The sequence below is a fragment of the Amycolatopsis sp. WGS_07 genome (genome assembly GCF_045278895.1).
GTDB lineage: Bacteria > Actinomycetota > Actinomycetes > Mycobacteriales > Pseudonocardiaceae > Amycolatopsis.
The window spans coordinates 7,441,069-7,456,644 of the sequence record NZ_CP136053.1 but is presented as its reverse complement, the minus strand read 5'-3'; the positions used below and the strand labels follow the sequence as shown (position 1 = coordinate 7,456,644).

Below are 15,576 nucleotides of genomic sequence, written 5' to 3'. Positions count from 1 at the left end.
GGAGGTGCGACTCATCGAGCGATAGGCGTCGCCCCGGTCGCGGCGAGCGACAGCTCCCAAAGCCGCGCGGCCTCGTCGGGATCGATGGCGTAAGCGCGGACGCCGCCGTCGTCCATGGGGGTGCCGGGGGCGGAGACGCGGGCGACGTCGCAGTCCTCCAAGTAGAGCCCGCCACGGCCGTCGAGAAGAGGAGACGTCGCGGCCCACAGACCGGTGGCCGCTCCCTGGGACGGGGTCTTGAAACCGTCGCCGACGATATTGCCGTGCTCGTCCAGCCAGCCGCGGTCGATCTGTGCCCGCAACGTCATCTCCCGCTGAAGCCCGGTGATGATCTTGCCGGGGTGAAGGGAGAACGCCCGGACGCCGTAGCCCTGCCCGAGGGCGTCGAAATGCACGGCGAACAAGGCGTTCGCGGTCTTGGCCTGGCCATAGGCCAGCCACTTGTCGTAACCGGTGCGGAAGTGCGGATCGTGCCAGCGGATCCCGGTCAGGGCGTGTCCGGCGGAACTGTTGACGACGACGCGCGCGCCGTTCGCGGCGGCCAGGAGCGGGAAAAGTTCGCCGGCGAGGGTGAAGTGCCCGAAGTGGTTGGCGGTGAGCTGGCCTTCCCAGCCGGGTCCGATGCGCCGCTCCGGGGTGGCCATGACTCCGGCGACGGCCATCAGGAGGTCGATCCGGTCGAGACGGTCCCTGATGTGCCTGGCGGCCGTGCGCACGCTGCCGAGATCGGCCAGGTCCATGGGGATGACCTCGCAGTTCGGCACCTCCTTCAGCGCGGCACGAGCGACCTCGGGGCGGCGAGCGGGAACGATGACCCGGGCGCCGGCGGCCGTCAGAGCCCGGGCGGTCGCCAAGCCGAGCCCGGAGTAGCCCCCGGTCACCACGGCGGTCCGGCCGGAAAGGTCGTGACCGGACACGATGTCCTCGGACGTGGTGGCGGCGGAGAAGCGGGATCCGAGCGGCTGCTGATCAGTAACGGTCATGCCGGTGACGCTACGATCTAGAGCGAGGTCTAGATCAAGTCCGGGAGTGAGCGGCATGACGACCACCGAGGCTGGCCTGAGCATCGGCGAGGTGGCCGAGCGGACCGGGCTGAGCGTGCACGCTCTGCGCTTCTACGAGCGCGAGAACCTGCTCGTCGGACCGGTCCGACGCACGTCGGGCGGCCGGCGGCGCTACACCTCCCTCGATGTCGAGTGGCTGCTGATCTGCGTCAAGCTCCGCGAATCCGGCATGCCGCTCGCCGACCTCAAGCACTTCGCCGAACTGGTGCGCCGCGGACCGGGCAACGAGGCGGAACGCCTGCGGCTGCTCGATGCCCATCGAGAGCGGGTCGACGCGCAGATCCAGGCGCTGGAGGAGTGCCGGTCCGTCATCGCCTGGAAGGTCGGTGTCTACGCCGAGCACCTCGCCCGAGGCGAAGCAGGCGGACTCTGGGATCCGACGCGCTGAGGCGACTGCTGTCCCCTTCAATACAACCCCTCGTCGGAAGCCACGCGACTCGTCCCCGTCGCTGCACGGCGACGTCAGTCCTTGCCACCCGATCCCGGTGCCTCGGCGAACAACCAGGCGACCTTGCTTTTCCCGTGGCCTCGGTGAGTTGCGCGGCGAAAGCCGCCCGCCCATTGGCTTCGACGTAGCGCACCAGCACCGGGGAATCAGCGGAAGATCCCGCCAGCGCGCCGCCTGATGGGCGGTCGCTGCCGTGCGCCGGGTAGTGCTCAGCGAATGCGCTGGCCGATTCGTCTTGCGAACAGGAATTTCGCCGACGCGAACAGCAGGCTGGGGCTGCGCCGCGAGGGCGGCCCGGCTGATTCGGCACGCCTTCTGACCCGGACCTCGGCGACGTCGAGCGCACGTCGCCAGCTATCGCGTGTTCCCACGAAGGGGCTCGAACAACGACCGGCGGCAGGTGTCCGTGCCGAGGACGGGCACGGCGACGTCGCCGAGCACCCCGTCGTTCTGGAGCCGCCGCAACGTCGTCACGACCAGGTCGACGCGACGGCTGCCAATGCCCGTGCGTGGGCGCGCAAATCAGCGAGCCGACGTTCGAGCACATGCTCCGCAGCACCGGAGAGAACGACCACGACGCGCCGGAAACGCGGATACCGCGAACGCCAGGCAGGACTCGCGCCAGGACGCCGCGGTACCTAGTCGTGGTAACGCACATACGCGACAAGCTTCTGGGCGAAGCGCGCGATCGGCATGGTCGACCGGTCGAGTTCGAGGAAGAAGATGCGCTGGGAACGGTGTCCCTCGTCGAGAACGTAGCAGCACCTGCGCTACCTCGGGATCCGCGACTCGGTACTGCCTGGGCTCGACCGCGTCGGACACCTCGGCCATCGCAACGCCTTCCGCGGCGACGTACCAGGCGCGCGGGCTGTGCTCGCGGGTCACTGCGGCGAGAAGGCCTGTGCGGCCCAGGACCGCGAGCTTGTGCCGGACCGTGCGCGGCGGCATCCCTGGCGCGATCAGCCGCCCGAACTGGTCGGTCGAGACGAGCCGCCCGGGCTCGCGCCGTGCCGGGCGGCGAGCGCGTCCGGGTCGTCCCAGACCGGCCAGCCACCATGCGACAGGCCGCACCAACTGCCTGAAACCCGACTACGAAGAAATCCCCTCCCGATGTGACAATGAAATCGAAAACATCGTATTCACTCAGCGAAAGAGAGGAAACCAAAGTCGCACGCGCTGCACCGCTTGGCAGCCTCCGGCGCGGCCACCGTCGTCTCCGCCCAGTCGCCAACCGTGATCAATACCTTCCCAAACGCCTGGCCGAACCACTGGACAACTCACCGCATGCGGTGCGCATGGTTCCGGACCGCAGACGGACAACGCCCTCAAGGCCAAACAGCCCCGCGAGCGCGGGAACGGTGCACACCCCCGACTCGTGAACGACAGGTTCCTGTTGCGGCGGACATTTTCCCAAGGCCGGCGCGATGACCACGTGGTCGTCGCACCGAACCCAGGCCGTCGCCCCGGTCTGAAACCGTCACGCCGCCAATCACGAATACGACACCAGTCACCGAGGTCACTGCCGCCCAACAGCGACGCCAGCGGAACGACGACTCCGGAATGACTGCTCCATTCGGATGATTCAAGGAACAGCGTCATTCCGATCTTTCCGTGCGCGCTATACAGGCAAACACGGGTCCGCAGATCGAGTGAGAGTTGATCTGAGGAAGAGAGGGGAATTACGTCTTGTTCACACGCATGTCTTCAGCGAGAAAAGGTGTGCAGCTGATCGGGCTGCCTCTGATGGCCGTGCTGATCGCGACCGGGTCGCCTGCCGCCGCTGCTTCGGCATCGGCTTCAGAACAGTCGTCGAACATGCCGTCGGCGCAGCAGCTTCAGCAGGGAAGCCTGGCGTGCACGAACGCGGCAGCCCGCGCGGTGCCGTCCGATGTCCAGGCGCGGATCACGTGCGCGGGCGACCTGCTCACCGCGACGTTCACCCGTTCCGGCGCAGAACACGAGCAGGTCACCGAGATGAGCACCGGCAAGACCGCCGAGCTCACCGGACTGCCTGAACGGCAACGGCAGCAGCGTCTCCAGGAAGTGCGGGCGGGCGCGATGCACCCGATGGTGGGCTGGACGAACATCGAGAGCCAGTACCGTGCCAGCACCCAGGAGGTCATCTGGTACGCGATCATCGAGAACGGCGCGCCGACGTTCGTCAGCTATGTCTGGAAGAGGTCGATCATCAGCTTGCAAATGCGCAGCCACCGGATCGAGGTGAGCTGGGTCCAGTTGCAGAAACGGCCGATCACCTTCGAAATCCCGATCCGCACGCGGGAGGACGTCCCGCTCTGGTGGGACCGCACCGTGGACGACCAACTGCTGGGCGGCATCACATACCAGACATCGAAGAAGGATGTCGCGTACATGTCGACGGACGGGCCCGGCGTTTTCTACTGGGAGATGTACGACCGCTACATCAACGACGAAACCCAGGGGCGATTCAAGGTCACCTACGATATGGAGGGACCGCACTTCCGCTGTTACAAGACGGTGCCCTGCAAGTACCCGAACGGCAAGGAAGCTCATCCCTGATCAGCCTGTCCCGACGCGCCGGGACAGGTGACTGAGGGGCCGCCTTCCGGCGGCTACCCGGGCAGGCGGAAGGCGGCCGCGTCTGGCGGGCCCGCGTCGAAGCTGACGACGTCGACCACCGAACCGGGGATCCGGATCGCCGTGATCCCCGGCCTGCCCGGGTCCACCGCCAGCTCCGCCGTGTGCTCGGGAGCATCGAGGTTCTCCAGCTCCACCAGCCAAGTCCCGTCCTGCGCCCGAGGCCGTTCCCGCATCCGCCAATCGTCCCCGCGTCGGCCCCAGATCGGCGCGTCCAGGGGGAAGAAGGGGTAGAGAGGACGCGGCCGGCGGCCACGGCCAGCAGGCCGCGTCTCCACCGGCCCCCGGCCGACGCGCACCGCACACGTTTCCCCGTCGCACACCCACAATTGCGCTGGGCTCTCCGCACGCCATGCCCCTGGCGCGAAGGCGACATCGTAGTTTTCGACGTCGCCCCGCTGATTGTCCACTCGCACACGACCAGTGCCGCTCGGCGGAAATCCGTTCAACAGCATCCCGACCACATGGCCCAGATGGAAATCCGCTTCTCCTCGGCCCGACATACGGCTGTCCTTCCCGTCATTCCAGTGGCTCCGGACAGGCATCCACTGTAGTCGGGCGCTGCCGCAGTTCGAGGTGGCCACCGCCTAGGACGACCTCGTCTCTCCGCCCCAAGGCCCGGGAACCAGAAGCCGACGGATCACGTGCGTGCGGCAGACCACGGCCGGCACGCACTCGCCGCGGCGGCGCTAAGGGACGGGCGTCATACAGCCGAAGCCGCATCATCGACACCTCTGGGCCGAGCATCTCGTGCTGGTTGTCGCCGAGAGGGTCTGACGCGGTCGGCGACAGCGGCAGGTCCGCGAACGCAACCGGGCCCGGCATCGTCGCGGCGAACGCAGGTCGACCGGGTCAAGGGCACTAGCTCTCGCGCGACCAAGAGAATCGACCTGGCCGCCAGGACCGCGGGAGAGGACACCCATCTCGTCCTGTTGGTGGATAACTGGCCTGACGGGACCGAAAGTGCCCGTGGACATGGCGAAGATCGTCGTAACACTTGCTGTGGCGACCGCGACATCTAGCAACGAGCATCTCCTGGATGTCCTCAGGAGATCCACCACCGCACCGGAAGGGCGGACTGGACAGGTGGACAACGCAGACGCGAGCGGGTTGGGAAAGCTCTCCGAGAAGCATGAAGCTACACTGCGGAGCGCGCAGCGGAAAATATCGTCAGCTTTGCTGCAAGAGCAAAACCTTCAAGAAGCCTGGAAACATTATCGACGACAGGCTGATTTCCTGAAACTACAGTCTGATACCGAATCCGAAAACGAGAGACGTTCGCGCCAGCGACTTGCGGAAGCGCTGAACACTCTGCTGGTTGAATTGTATCATGCGCTTGTAGTGGCGCCCAGATTGATCGATGACACGAGTCTGCATTCAGTGCATCACGGCCCTCGCATGGCCCACTGGGTCGAGGTCTTGCAAGGAATGTTTGAAAGCAAGGCTCCTAGAGTCGAGGCGTCCGGACCGCAGCAGGCCGGCCAGGACGGCTTTTCCGGCCTCTCAGGACTGACCGGCACCCTGGACGAACTCGAGTCCATTGGCGAAATGCTGGACTTGAACACCCTGCGCGCCGCTCTTCGCTACTCGCGTTCGACCATCTCGCTGAGGCTGGCATGGAACACGGAATCTGCTTTCAAGACAGACGCGGAGTCGTGATCGCTTTGATGCAACCATGACGGAAAACTCGACTGACAGGTACCTGATCACGGGTTCTGAAAGAGAAGTGAATTCTCATGGCCATCGTTTCCAGCGTTGTTTCGGCCATCACGCAAGCGGCAGCCCTTGCCTTCGTGCTGCTCTTGCTCTCGGGTATATTGCACGCGTCGTCGCGCGTGTGGCATCAGGTCCGATCGCGCGGCGTGTATCCCGTAATTGTACACCAGATGAACGAACTCCTCGACGATCAGGAAGTTCGAAAAGCATCGGACAACAGTACTGATGCTGCCCCTGAAGATGAAAACGAATTGCCTCGGAAGAGGCTCGGCCGGACGATCGGCGCTACCCTCACCGCCTATATCGCCGAGGACGTGCAAGGGATCTGGGCAGTGACGCCGGGCCTGCCCAACGTATCAACCCCCACCATTCCCGCGGAGACCCCCAAGTCCGCAGACGGTTGGATTTCCGCACTGTTCGAGTTGGCGTCCTCTCCTCGTCCGGCGTACCACATCATGACTACCCAACTTGCCGCGTCGAGCGGTTTTCGGGTGGCCGTGCAAGTTTCGAAGACCCCGGGCAATTCTATTCTGGCGGCTCGAACCTTTGCCTGCTCGAGTATTGATGACTTAGTATTCGAAATCGGTGGATTCTGTGTTGAGTGCATCCAGCGCGAGCCGCGCATAATGCGAAGGACGCCGCGTTGGATACAGTGGAACAAGCGCAGCGGCTACGCGACATTCCGACGCGCGCTGAGCAAAGAGCAAATTGGTCGCGCAGACGACGCCCTTGAGCTTTACCAGGACGCGTGTTCGAAGTCTTTGGGAAACCTGACTCTCACCTTGCGCAAGGCAAGCTTGCTGGAGCAGCGCCGCGAATACCTCAGCTCCGTGCACATCTATCGCCGCAGCCATGAACTCTGGCCGGAACATATCGAAACCTTGTACCGATACGCTGCCACTATCGCCAATAACAGGATAGGAAACATCGACGTAGCCGAGATTCATGATCTTCTTGTCCGAAAGCTCAGGAGACGTTCGATTGCTCTCCACTGGGCGAAGACATGGCTTCCAAATAACCGGAACCTGGGCGAGCGAACGTACTGGAGGTCATGGTTTCGCCCAGCGATGGGCGGATGTCCGGGATTCTTCCACGGAAGAAGCAAGCGCGCGGACTACCTTTATGCAGTGCGAGTACTGCGGCAAACTTTGATCATCCTCCGGGTACTGGACGGAGAAATGTCGAATTTCTCCCATGCGAGACCCTGCGACACTGATGCTCAAGAGGCTTTTCGTCAGGTTCACAAAATTTTGGAGCGCCGCCGAATAGGATGGCTGGCCAGGTACGCCGGAGCCTGCTTCTACTCCATCTGCATGCAACATCACGATCAGCTGATCCCGAACGTTATCAGGAGCCCGGAATCCTTTGGCCAGCTTGGAGACCGGGCTCTGATTCAATTGTCCATGATTGTCCGGGATCCGCACAACAACCTCGATCCCGCTTGGATGAGCGTGGATCCGGACATGGCGGGACTCCGCGGCTATTATCGCGCCAAAGAGTGGGCGGAATTCTTTGGGCTGAACATTGATTGCGGATGAGACAGTGCCGGCCTGGGAAACGTCCTGATCAGCCCCGCCACCCAGTGTCGCTGCGGGAGCCGGGTGCGAGTGAGGCGGTTGGTGGCGCCTCAGGCAGAGGGCGCTGCCTCAGCGCGGGATCAGGTGCATGCGCCGCAGGCGAAGCTGGCTTTGGGAGAGAGCGGTCGCCAGAGGAAGACGACCGACCGCCGACACCGGCGCGGGACACGACGACCATAGTTGTGCGTCCCGGCCACCCGATACAGTTCCGCCCCGCTCGGAGAGCGTCCGCAGTTGCCTGCTCCGCGTAATGGTTCCCCATCCGCTGCTCCGCAATCAGCGCATCGGCCCCATCGAGATCGGTCGAGACCACGTGCGGATCCGCCAGGACGACGGCCGGCTTGCGGGTGCGCGGACCTTGCCCTGGCGGTGAGATGGCCGCGGAGAGACACCCGCCCGGTCGGGCAGCTGCGTGATCGCCGGACGAATCACCGGACAAGCGGAAGAGCACCGCTCAGTGCGCGTGCGCGGCGAAGCCGATCAGGAACTGAGAGAAGACAATCGCGAGAACCACCGCGAAGGCCAGGAATCCCAGCGCCCAACGGCGTGCGTTGAGCAGCGGCAACTCTCGGGCGACAGGGGCGGGTCCGGTTCCGGATGCGGACATGACCTCAGAGTTCCTTCCGGTAGACGATGTCGATGACGACGGCGCAGATCGCCGCGGCCGCGACGCCGATGCCGACGAATACCCAGCCTGCTCCGGAGCCGGAATACCAGCCTTCGGAGTAGATCAGGACGAGGACGGCCAGCAGGAGAGCGCACAAGACGATCAGTCCGGACAGGCGGCGCAGCTTGGCCCGGGCGCTGCGGCGCAGGTAGGCGTCAGCGAGTGCGTCGTCGTCGGGCCAGTCTGATGTGGACGGTCGCGTGGACATGAGTTCTCCGTTCAGGAACGCAAGCGCGTCAAGCGGGCTTTGGGTTCGGTGACGATGAAAAGAGTGCCGACGATGGTGATCGCCGAACCGACGATCACGTAGGTGCTGAACGGCGCGCCGTAGACGGTGAGGGAGAAGAAGGCGATGAAGAAGAACGCGAGGGTGTTGGTCAACACGCCGCCGCGCACCGCGCCGGCGTAGGAGATTCCGATGTAGTAGCCCATGATCATCCAGATCGCCCAGCCCAGCCCGATCACCGCGCCGATCGCTATGAGCCGCGGCTGGGACCAGGCGGCCGCGGCGATGTGCCTGCCTTCCGGGAACAGCACCGCGAGCAAGACGTCGGCGATGAGCAGTTCGAGGAACGCGCGCCACCACAGGAAACTCTCCGGCGGCATCAGGTCGGTGCCCGCGGTGATGGCGAAGCTCTCGAAGCCCCAGGTGAGCACTGCGGCGACGATGATCAGCAGACCGACCACGAAGTACCAGCCGTGCGTCGGGGCGCCGAGTTCGCCGCCGGAGACGGCCAGCCAGATACCGGCCGCCAGTGCCGCGAGACCGATCAGAGTGGACGCGCGGAGGATGCGTTCGCGGTAGAGCACCGCCGCGATGATCGCTCCGACCACCCCGGCGAGGCCGCCGATGGAGCCGGCGAGGGCACCGCCGATCAGACCCGAGGCAGCGGCGAAGCACAAGTCGCCCACGAATCCGCCGACCGCGACGAACAGGTTCCACCAGCTGACCCGGTGCCCGAGAATCCGCGCCGCGTCTCGCCAGGTGCCGGTGACCAGCAGGAAGATCGCGATGGCGAGGACGCCGAACGGCACCTGCAGGGCGGCCACGAGAACGAACGCGCCGGTGGGCTGCTGCCGGTCGAACGGCGGCGCGGAGACGATCGACCCCAGCAGGCCGAAGGCGAGGCCGAGGGCGGGCGCGGCGAGGATCGCGTAGATCATCCCCATCCGGGTTTTCTTCCCGTCGGCCAGGCGCGATCGCGCGGCCAGCCCGGTCTCGGCCGGTTCGGGCGCGCTCATGCCGCGTTCCCGGAGCATGCGGGCAGTTCGACCGGAAGGCACCGGCGAAGATCGAGCTGGTACTCGACAAGCCGCCTCGCCGACGCGGCGAGCCGGTAGCGGCGCAAGAGATGGCCGCGATGGCTGCGGTGTTCGAGCACCTCCAGCCAGCCGACGGTGGACAGCCCGACGAGGTCCTCGCGCAGGCCGGACAGTTCGGCATCGCCGTAGTGCCGGCGCAGCGCCCCGAACAAGTGGTGCTCCCACAGGCCGTCTTCGCCCAGGTGGTAGAGCACCATCACCGCCTGCATTTTCGGTGCGGGTTTCATCGTTGAAACTCCTTCGCGGGTGGGCAGATGTTTCCGGGATCGGCGCGGGTCAAGCGCGCCAGACGGTCTTGGCGTTGACGAACTCGCGGATGCCGTGCGCCGACAGTTCACGGCCGTAGCCGGAGTCCTTGACTCCGCCGAAGGGGACGCCGGGGAACGAGGCGGTGAGGCCGTTGACGAACACTCCCCCGGCCTCGATCTCGCGCTCCGCGCGGTCGATTTCCGCCGCGTCGCCGGTCCAGACGCTCGAGCTGAGCCCGAAGTCGGAGTCGTTGGCGAGCCTGATCGCTTCCCCGAGATCGGCGACGCGGTGCACGCAGGCGACCGGGCCGAAGCATTCCTCCCGATACAGCCGCATGTCCGGGGTCAGTCCGGAAAGGACGGTCGCCGGATAGAAAAAGCCCGGTCCGTCCGGCGTCCGGCCGCCGGTCAGCACAGTCGCGCCCTTGGCGACCGCGTCGGAGACGAGCGCTTCGACCTCTCGCCGCCCGCGTTCGGTGGCGAGCGGACCGAACGTGGTGCCCGGGTCGCGGGGATCTCCGGCGATCGTCGCCGCCATCCCTTCGACGAACCGGGCGGTGAACTCGTCGTAGACGTCGGTGTGGACGTAGTAGCGTTTCGCGGCGATGCAGGACTGCCCGGCATTCTGCACCCTGGCGGTGACTGCCGCTTCGGCCGCCCGCTCCAGGTCCGCGCTGGGAAGGACCAGGAACACGTCCGTGCCGCCCAGTTCCAGCACTGTCTTCTTGATGTTGCGCCCGGCCGCCTCGGCTACGGCGGAGCCGGCCGCGACCGAGCCGGTCAGCGTCGCCGCCCGGATCCGCCGGTCGGCGAGCAGCGGGGCGACTTCCTTGGCTTCGATCAGCACCGTGGGGAAGGACCCGGGCGGAAACCCGGCGCGGTCGAACAGATCGCTCAGGTAGAGCGCGCACTGCGGCACGTTGGAAGCGTGCTTGAGCAGTCCGGTGTTGCCCGCCATCAGCGCCGGGGCGGCGAACCGGACCGTTTGCCAGATCGGGTAGTTCCACGGCATGACCGCGAGGACGACACCGATCGGGTCGAACCGCACAACGAGGTCCGACGCGCCGGCCGCCGCCGGGTCGACCGGCCGTTCCGGTGCCAGGTAACGCTCCGCGTGGTCGGCGAAATGGCGCATTCCGGCGGCGGACTTGAGCGCCTCGTAGCGCGCTGATTCGAGGGTCTTGCCCATCTCCGCGGTGATCAGGGCGGCGACGGCGTCCGCCTCTGCTTCCAGCAGGTCCGCCGCTCGGTGCAGCCACTCGGCGCGCTGAGCGAAGGTGGTGCGGGACAGGGCCCGGAACGCGCCGTCCGCGGCGGCGATCCGGGCTTCGACCTCGGCTGGGGTGTGCCCGGCGAACTTCTTGCGGACCTCGCCGGTGGCGGGGTCGACGCTGGCGATCGTCATGAATGTGTCCTTTCTGCTGGGGTGGGGCCGCGCGGACCGGGTCCGGCGGCCGGGTGAAGCGCGGCCGGGCGGGGCCGTCAGGCCGAGGCGAAGCGCCGGGCCAGTGCGGTCCCCGCGCGCCGCAGATACCGCGCCGGGTCGGCGAGCGCGCGGGCCTGGCTGCCAGCCAGTTCGGAAAGGTCTTCGGCGGCCTGGAACAGGCCAGTAACCGGTGCCGCGACCCGCCCGGCGGCCAGGAACGCGGGCACCCGCGCCGCGGCGGCGAGCGCCGAGACGTGCCCGGCGAGTTTCCCCTGCCGCGACTGCGCGTCGAAGCGTCCCTCGCCGGTGAGGACGAGGTCCGCGTCCGCGACCGCGGCGGGAAGCCCGGACAGCGAACCCAGGAATTCGCTCCCCGGAGCCAGCTGCGCTCCCCAGGAGAGGAGGCCGAACCCGGTCCCGCCCGCCGCACCGGCTCCGGCCGTCGCCGGGTCAGCGTCCAGCAAGCCCGCGAGCTGCCGGAGATTGCGTTCGGCGGCGGGCAGTTCATCCGGAGGGAAGCCTTTCTGCGGACCGAAAACCGCCGCCGCCCCGGCCGGGCCGAACAGCGGATTCGTCACGTCGCTCAGCACCAGCGCGCCCGCGGGCGGCACGGGACGAAGCCCCGTCCGGTCCACGGTGCGCAGCCGGGCCAGACCGCGATTGCCGGGCGGAACTGGGTTTCCCGCCTCGTCGAGCAGTCGGGCACCGAGCGCGGTGAGGACGCCAGCGCCGCCGTCTGTCGACGCTGACCCGCCCAACGCGAGCAGCAGCCGACGCACGCCGGCGTCCAGCGCGGCCGCGATCGCGCGACCGAACCCGAGCGTGTGCGCCTCAGCGGGACGCGGCCGGTGGAGCAAGCCAAGACCGCTGGTGGAGGCGAGTTCGACGACACCGGTGCCGTCCGGAAGGAGGAGCCAGTGAGCACGTACCGGACGGTCGTCAGGACCGGGCACTACGACGGGCATCCGGCGGGCTTCCGGGACAGCCGCAGCCACCGTGTCGAGGGTGCCCTCGCCGCCATCCGCAAGGGGCAGTTCGCGCAGCACGTCGTGCTCGCGCTCGGCGAGCCAGCCTTCGGCGAGCCACCGGGCGGCCTCGGCGGCGCGGACTGAGCCTTTGAACGAGTCTGGGGCGACGAGAACGCGAAGCGTCTTCTTCGCGGCTGTCATCCCGTCGCTCCCACCGCGTGGCCGAACGATTCCACCACGCGCCGGGCCACCCGTTCCGGGTCGTCCTGCCAGAGGTCTTCGTTGAAGATCTCCACCTCGACATCGCCCCGGTAGCCGGCCTCCTCGACGAGCCCGGAGATCGCGGCGAGATCGGCATGTCCGGCGCCGGGCAGGCCGCGGGCGAGCAGCGCGTCGGACGGCAGCGGCGTGACCCAGTCCCCGACCTGATACGAGACGATCCGGCCGGTCGTTCCGGCGCGGCGGACCTGCTCGGCGAGGCACGGGTCCCACCAGACGTGGAAGGTGTCGACGACCACGCCGACCCGGTCCGGGGGAAACTGCTCGGCGAGGTCGAGCGCCTGGGCCAGCGTCGAGATCACTCCCCGGTCCGCGGCGTACATCGGGTGCATGGGTTCGATCGCGAGGACCACTCCGGCCGCCGCCGCGTCGTCCGCCAGCACGCCCACCGCGTCCCGCACCCGGTTCCGCGCGCCCGCGAGATCGCGGTCGCCCTCGGGCAGCCCGCCCGCGACGAGCACCAGCACCGGCGCCGAGCCCGCCGCGCCCGCCTCGGCCAACGCCGCGGTTTCTTCGATCGCCCGCCGGTTTTCCTCGAGCGCGGCCGCGCGATCGTGCCCGGTGACGAACCCGCCGCGGCACAAACTGGAAAACCGCAGCCCCGAATCCGCCAGCATCGCGGCCGCCTTCGACAGCCCGGCCTCGGCGACCGGTTCCCGCCACAACCCGATCGCCGGAATGCCGGCGCGCTGAGCGACCCGCAGCGCGGCAGCGAGGTCCGCGTGCCGGATCGTCGCCTGGTTCAGCGACATCCGCGGATGCGCGGTCATGCCGGGGTCCTTTCGCCGAAGCCGTGCACGGCAAGCAAATCGGTCCATCGCCGCGCCGCCAGTTCGGGATCGACCAGCGCCCCCGCCTCGTCGGCCAACCGCACCAGTGCGGACAGGTGCGGCAAGCTGCGGGTCGCGTGCAGGCCACCCACCATCGCGAAGGCGGGCTGATAGCCGTTGAGCCAAGCCAGGAACGCGACACCTGTTTTGTAGAACTCGGTGGGAGCGGCGAAAATATGCCGTGCCAGCGCCTCGGTCGGACCGAGCACCCGCCGGTACTCCGCGTGGTCGCCCGCGTCGAGTGCGCGCAGCGCGGTGGCTGCCAACGGAGCGAACGCGGCGAAGGCGCCGAGCAGCGCGTCGGAATGGGCTTGGCGGTCACCGGCGATCAGGCTCACGTAGTGGTAATCGTCCCCGGTGAACAGGCGGACTCCGCGAGGCAGCCGCGCCCGGAGTGCGATTTCCCGGCCCGGGTCCAGCAGGCTCATCTTGATCCCGCGCACTTTCCCGGCGTTCTCGTTGACGATCCGAAGCACCGTCTCGTCCGCGTCGAGCCCGAAATAACCCGCCAGCTGCCGGTCGAACGCCTCCCCGAGCCAGTGCAGAATCACCGGGGCGCCGGCCTGCGCCAGCACCTCGCGGTACACCTTCTCGTAGTCGCCCGCCGACGTCGCCGCGCGGGCGAGATGCCGGCTGGCCATCAGGACGACGCCCGCGCCGTGGTCTTCGGCGTAGTGGAGCTGAGCCGCGTACGAATCGACGATTTCGCTCAGCGACAAGGTTTCCTCGGGCCGGTGATCGGTGTTGACTCCGACCACCAGCGCTCCCCCTACCGAGGCCGCTTCGGCCGCGCTGCGAGCGATCAGCTCGCGCGTCGCGGCCGCGTCCAATCCCATGTTGCGCTGTGCGGTGTCCATCGCGTCGGCCACTCCGAGGCCCCACGACCACAGGTGGCGGCGAAACGCCAGCGTGGAGTCCCAGTCCAGATCCGCGGGCGCGCCCGGCACATTCTGCGCAGTCGCGCGCGGAACGACATGGGCCGCGGCGTATGCGGTTCGCGCGCGCAACGGCCCGTCCGGACGGGTGAGCGCCGGAGCTTCCCGCAAGGTGTGTCCGGTGACGCCGGCACCCGCGTCGACCAGGGTCACCCTCGTCATTTCGCCGCCCCGTTCGCCATCGCCCGCGGCACCTCGAGCGGCGCGAGGTCGACTCGCGCACCGGTTCGGGAACTCTGCAATCCCGCTTCGGCGAGCCGAACCCCGCGCGCGCCCGACAGCAGGTCGTAGGGGTGCGGATCCCCGTCGACCACGTGCCGGACGAACTCCTCCCACTGGGCCCGGAAGCCGTTGCCGAACACCTCGTTGTCCGGGATCTCCCGCCAGTCGGCGGCGTAGTCGTGGGAGTCGGCCAGGTCGGGGTTCCACACCGGGCGGGGCGTGCCGTCGCGGTGCTGCGCCCGGCAGCCGAACAGCCCGGCGACCGCGCTGCCGTGCGTGCCGTCGACCTGGAACTCGACGAGTTCTTTGCGGTCGACGCGCACCGTCCAGCTGGAATTGAGCTGCGCGATCACGCCGCCGTCGAGTTCGAAGATCGCGTACGCGGCGTCGTCCGCGGTGGCCGGATACGACGCGCCGGTCTCGTCGTACCGGGTCGGGATGTGCGTCACCGCCCGCGCGTAGACGGAGCGGACTTCCCCGAAAAGGTTCTCCAGCACGTAATTCCAGTGCGGGAACATGTCCACGACGATGCCGCCGCCGTCCTCGGCCCGGTAATTCCAGCTCGGCCGCTGCGCCGGCAGCCCGTCGCCCTCGAAGACCCAGTAGCCGAACTCGCCGCGGACCGACAGGATCCGCCCGAAGAATCCGGACCGCACCAGCCGGGCCAGCTTCCTCATCCCCGGCAGGTAAAGCTTGTCGTGCACGACGCCGTTGGGCACGCCCGCGTCCCGGGCCAGCGCCGCAAGATCGAGAGCTTCGGGCACCGTCTCGGCAGTCGGCTTCTCCGCGTAGACGGCTTTGCCGGCGGCGATCGCCCGCCGGAGCGCGGATGCGCGTGCCTTCGTGACGAGGAAATCGGCGTAGACGTCCCACTGGCTGTCGCCGAGCGCGGCGTCGAGATCTGTGGTCCAGTCCGCGATGTCGTGCCGGCGGGCCAGTTCGGCGAGCTTCGCCCCGTCCCGGCCGACGAGCAGCGGCCGGACCTGGACGCGCTCGCCGCCGCGCAGCGGCACCCCGCCCTCGTCGCGCAGCGCGAGGATCGACCGGACGAGATGCTGCCGGTAGCCCATCCTCCCGGTCACGCCGTTCATGATGATGCCGATGCTTCGCTGAGCCACGGGGCCTCCTGGGACGCCTGGTCGGATCGGTCCGGACCGGTCAGGGCCGGATGCGGAGAACGCCTTCCCGCCGCGGTCGCCGTCGTGCGGAAAGCGCTTTCCAAGCTAGATTCGCCGAGCGCTCCTCGTCAAGCCCCCG

Annotated in this window: 15 protein-coding genes; 4 read left to right on the top strand and 11 right to left on the bottom strand. The window is 67.7% G+C overall.

Annotated features, from left to right (window positions below; translation table 11 throughout):
- Positions 1-11: 11 nt before the first annotated feature.
- Positions 12-983 carry an oxidoreductase gene (locus RPX00_RS35020; RefSeq protein WP_406631844.1) on the bottom strand — a complete coding sequence of 324 codons (972 nt, stop codon included), beginning with the start codon at positions 981-983 and terminating at the stop codon, positions 12-14.
- 55 nt (positions 984-1,038) lie between these two features.
- Here RPX00_RS35020 and RPX00_RS35015 point away from each other — a divergent pair, with 55 nt between their 5' ends.
- Together RPX00_RS35015 and RPX00_RS35010 are read left to right on the top strand one after the other, a co-directional pair.
- Positions 1,039-1,452 (top strand): MerR family transcriptional regulator, encoded by a 414-nt coding sequence (locus RPX00_RS35015; RefSeq protein ID WP_406631842.1) that lies wholly within the window; start codon positions 1,039-1,041, stop codon positions 1,450-1,452.
- Between the two features lie 1,803 nt (positions 1,453-3,255).
- On the top strand, positions 3,256-4,050 hold the full coding sequence (locus tag RPX00_RS35010; RefSeq protein WP_406631841.1) for a hypothetical protein: 795 nt from the start codon (positions 3,256-3,258) through the stop codon (positions 4,048-4,050).
- Positions 4,051-4,103: 53 nt separating this feature from the next.
- Here RPX00_RS35010 and RPX00_RS35005 read toward each other — a convergent pair whose 3' ends face one another.
- A complete protein-coding gene (locus tag RPX00_RS35005) occupies positions 4,104-4,304 on the bottom strand; it encodes a hypothetical protein (protein ID WP_406631839.1) in 201 nt (66 codons plus the stop codon).
- Between the two features lie 799 nt (positions 4,305-5,103).
- Between RPX00_RS35005 and RPX00_RS35000 the strand changes: the two genes are divergently transcribed.
- The gene (locus RPX00_RS35000; protein ID WP_406631837.1) at positions 5,104-5,787 is read left to right on the top strand and encodes a hypothetical protein; all 684 of its coding nucleotides are present in this window, start codon (positions 5,104-5,106) and stop codon (positions 5,785-5,787) included.
- A gap of 77 nt (positions 5,788-5,864) precedes the next feature.
- The gene (locus RPX00_RS34995) at positions 5,865-7,382 is read left to right on the top strand and encodes a tetratricopeptide repeat protein (protein ID WP_406631835.1); all 1,518 of its coding nucleotides are present in this window, start codon (positions 5,865-5,867) and stop codon (positions 7,380-7,382) included.
- A gap of 493 nt (positions 7,383-7,875) precedes the next feature.
- On the opposite strand, the gene RPX00_RS34990 is transcribed toward RPX00_RS34995, so the two are convergent.
- The 9 genes from RPX00_RS34990 to RPX00_RS34950 form a co-directional block, all read right to left on the bottom strand.
- On the bottom strand, positions 7,876-8,028 hold the full coding sequence (locus RPX00_RS34990; RefSeq protein ID WP_406631833.1) for a hypothetical protein: 153 nt from the start codon (positions 8,026-8,028) through the stop codon (positions 7,876-7,878).
- 4 nt (positions 8,029-8,032) lie between these two features.
- The gene (locus RPX00_RS34985) at positions 8,033-8,296 is read right to left on the bottom strand and encodes a hypothetical protein (RefSeq protein WP_406631831.1); all 264 of its coding nucleotides are present in this window, start codon (positions 8,294-8,296) and stop codon (positions 8,033-8,035) included.
- Between the two features lie 11 nt (positions 8,297-8,307).
- Positions 8,308-9,330 (bottom strand): EamA family transporter, encoded by a 1,023-nt coding sequence (locus RPX00_RS34980; RefSeq protein ID WP_406631829.1) that lies wholly within the window; start codon positions 9,328-9,330, stop codon positions 8,308-8,310.
- Positions 9,327-9,638, bottom strand: coding sequence for a hypothetical protein (locus RPX00_RS34975; protein ID WP_406631827.1), 312 nt, complete (start codon positions 9,636-9,638; stop codon positions 9,327-9,329). Before RPX00_RS34975 ends, RPX00_RS34980 begins: the two co-directional genes overlap by 4 nt.
- Before the next feature lie 49 nt (positions 9,639-9,687).
- The gene (gene aldh / locus RPX00_RS34970) at positions 9,688-11,064 is read right to left on the bottom strand and encodes an aldehyde dehydrogenase AldH (protein ID WP_406631825.1); all 1,377 of its coding nucleotides are present in this window, start codon (positions 11,062-11,064) and stop codon (positions 9,688-9,690) included.
- Between the two features lie 77 nt (positions 11,065-11,141).
- Positions 11,142-12,254 (bottom strand): glycerate kinase, encoded by a 1,113-nt coding sequence (locus tag RPX00_RS34965; protein WP_406631823.1) that lies wholly within the window; start codon positions 12,252-12,254, stop codon positions 11,142-11,144.
- Positions 12,251-13,102, bottom strand: coding sequence for a sugar phosphate isomerase/epimerase family protein (locus RPX00_RS34960; RefSeq protein ID WP_406631821.1), 852 nt, complete (start codon positions 13,100-13,102; stop codon positions 12,251-12,253). The genes RPX00_RS34965 and RPX00_RS34960 overlap by 4 nt, the downstream gene beginning before the upstream one ends.
- Entirely contained in the window at positions 13,099-14,259 is a 1,161-nt protein-coding gene (locus RPX00_RS34955) for a DUF993 family protein (protein ID WP_406631820.1), read from the bottom strand. Before RPX00_RS34955 ends, RPX00_RS34960 begins: the two co-directional genes overlap by 4 nt.
- Positions 14,256-15,437 (bottom strand): Gfo/Idh/MocA family protein, encoded by a 1,182-nt coding sequence (locus RPX00_RS34950; RefSeq protein ID WP_406631818.1) that lies wholly within the window; start codon positions 15,435-15,437, stop codon positions 14,256-14,258. The genes RPX00_RS34955 and RPX00_RS34950 overlap by 4 nt, the downstream gene beginning before the upstream one ends.
- Positions 15,438-15,576 lie beyond the last annotated feature (139 nt).

Bases quoted from the DNA above. Each gene is read 5' to 3' on its own strand.
- RPX00_RS35020 (WP_406631844.1), bottom strand. From the start codon at position 983: ATGACCGTTACTGATCAGCAGCCGCTCGGATCCCGCTTCTCCGCCGCC.
- RPX00_RS35015 (WP_406631842.1), top strand. From the start codon at position 1,039: ATGACGACCACCGAGGCTGGCCTGAGCATCGGCGAGGTGGCCGAGCGG.
- RPX00_RS35010 (WP_406631841.1), top strand. From the start codon at position 3,256: ATGGCCGTGCTGATCGCGACCGGGTCGCCTGCCGCCGCTGCTTCGGCA.
- RPX00_RS35005 (WP_406631839.1), bottom strand. From the start codon at position 4,304: ATGCGGGAACGGCCTCGGGCGCAGGACGGGACTTGGCTGGTGGAGCTG.
- RPX00_RS35000 (WP_406631837.1), top strand. From the start codon at position 5,104: ATGGCGAAGATCGTCGTAACACTTGCTGTGGCGACCGCGACATCTAGC.
- RPX00_RS34995 (WP_406631835.1), top strand. From the start codon at position 5,865: ATGGCCATCGTTTCCAGCGTTGTTTCGGCCATCACGCAAGCGGCAGCC.
- RPX00_RS34990 (WP_406631833.1), bottom strand. From the start codon at position 8,028: ATGTCCGCATCCGGAACCGGACCCGCCCCTGTCGCCCGAGAGTTGCCG.
- RPX00_RS34985 (WP_406631831.1), bottom strand. From the start codon at position 8,296: ATGTCCACGCGACCGTCCACATCAGACTGGCCCGACGACGACGCACTC.
- RPX00_RS34980 (WP_406631829.1), bottom strand. From the start codon at position 9,330: ATGAGCGCGCCCGAACCGGCCGAGACCGGGCTGGCCGCGCGATCGCGC.
- RPX00_RS34975 (WP_406631827.1), bottom strand. From the start codon at position 9,638: ATGAAACCCGCACCGAAAATGCAGGCGGTGATGGTGCTCTACCACCTG.
- aldh (WP_406631825.1), bottom strand. From the start codon at position 11,064: ATGACGATCGCCAGCGTCGACCCCGCCACCGGCGAGGTCCGCAAGAAG.
- RPX00_RS34965 (WP_406631823.1), bottom strand. From the start codon at position 12,254: ATGACAGCCGCGAAGAAGACGCTTCGCGTTCTCGTCGCCCCAGACTCG.
- RPX00_RS34960 (WP_406631821.1), bottom strand. From the start codon at position 13,102: ATGACCGCGCATCCGCGGATGTCGCTGAACCAGGCGACGATCCGGCAC.
- RPX00_RS34955 (WP_406631820.1), bottom strand. From the start codon at position 14,259: ATGACGAGGGTGACCCTGGTCGACGCGGGTGCCGGCGTCACCGGACAC.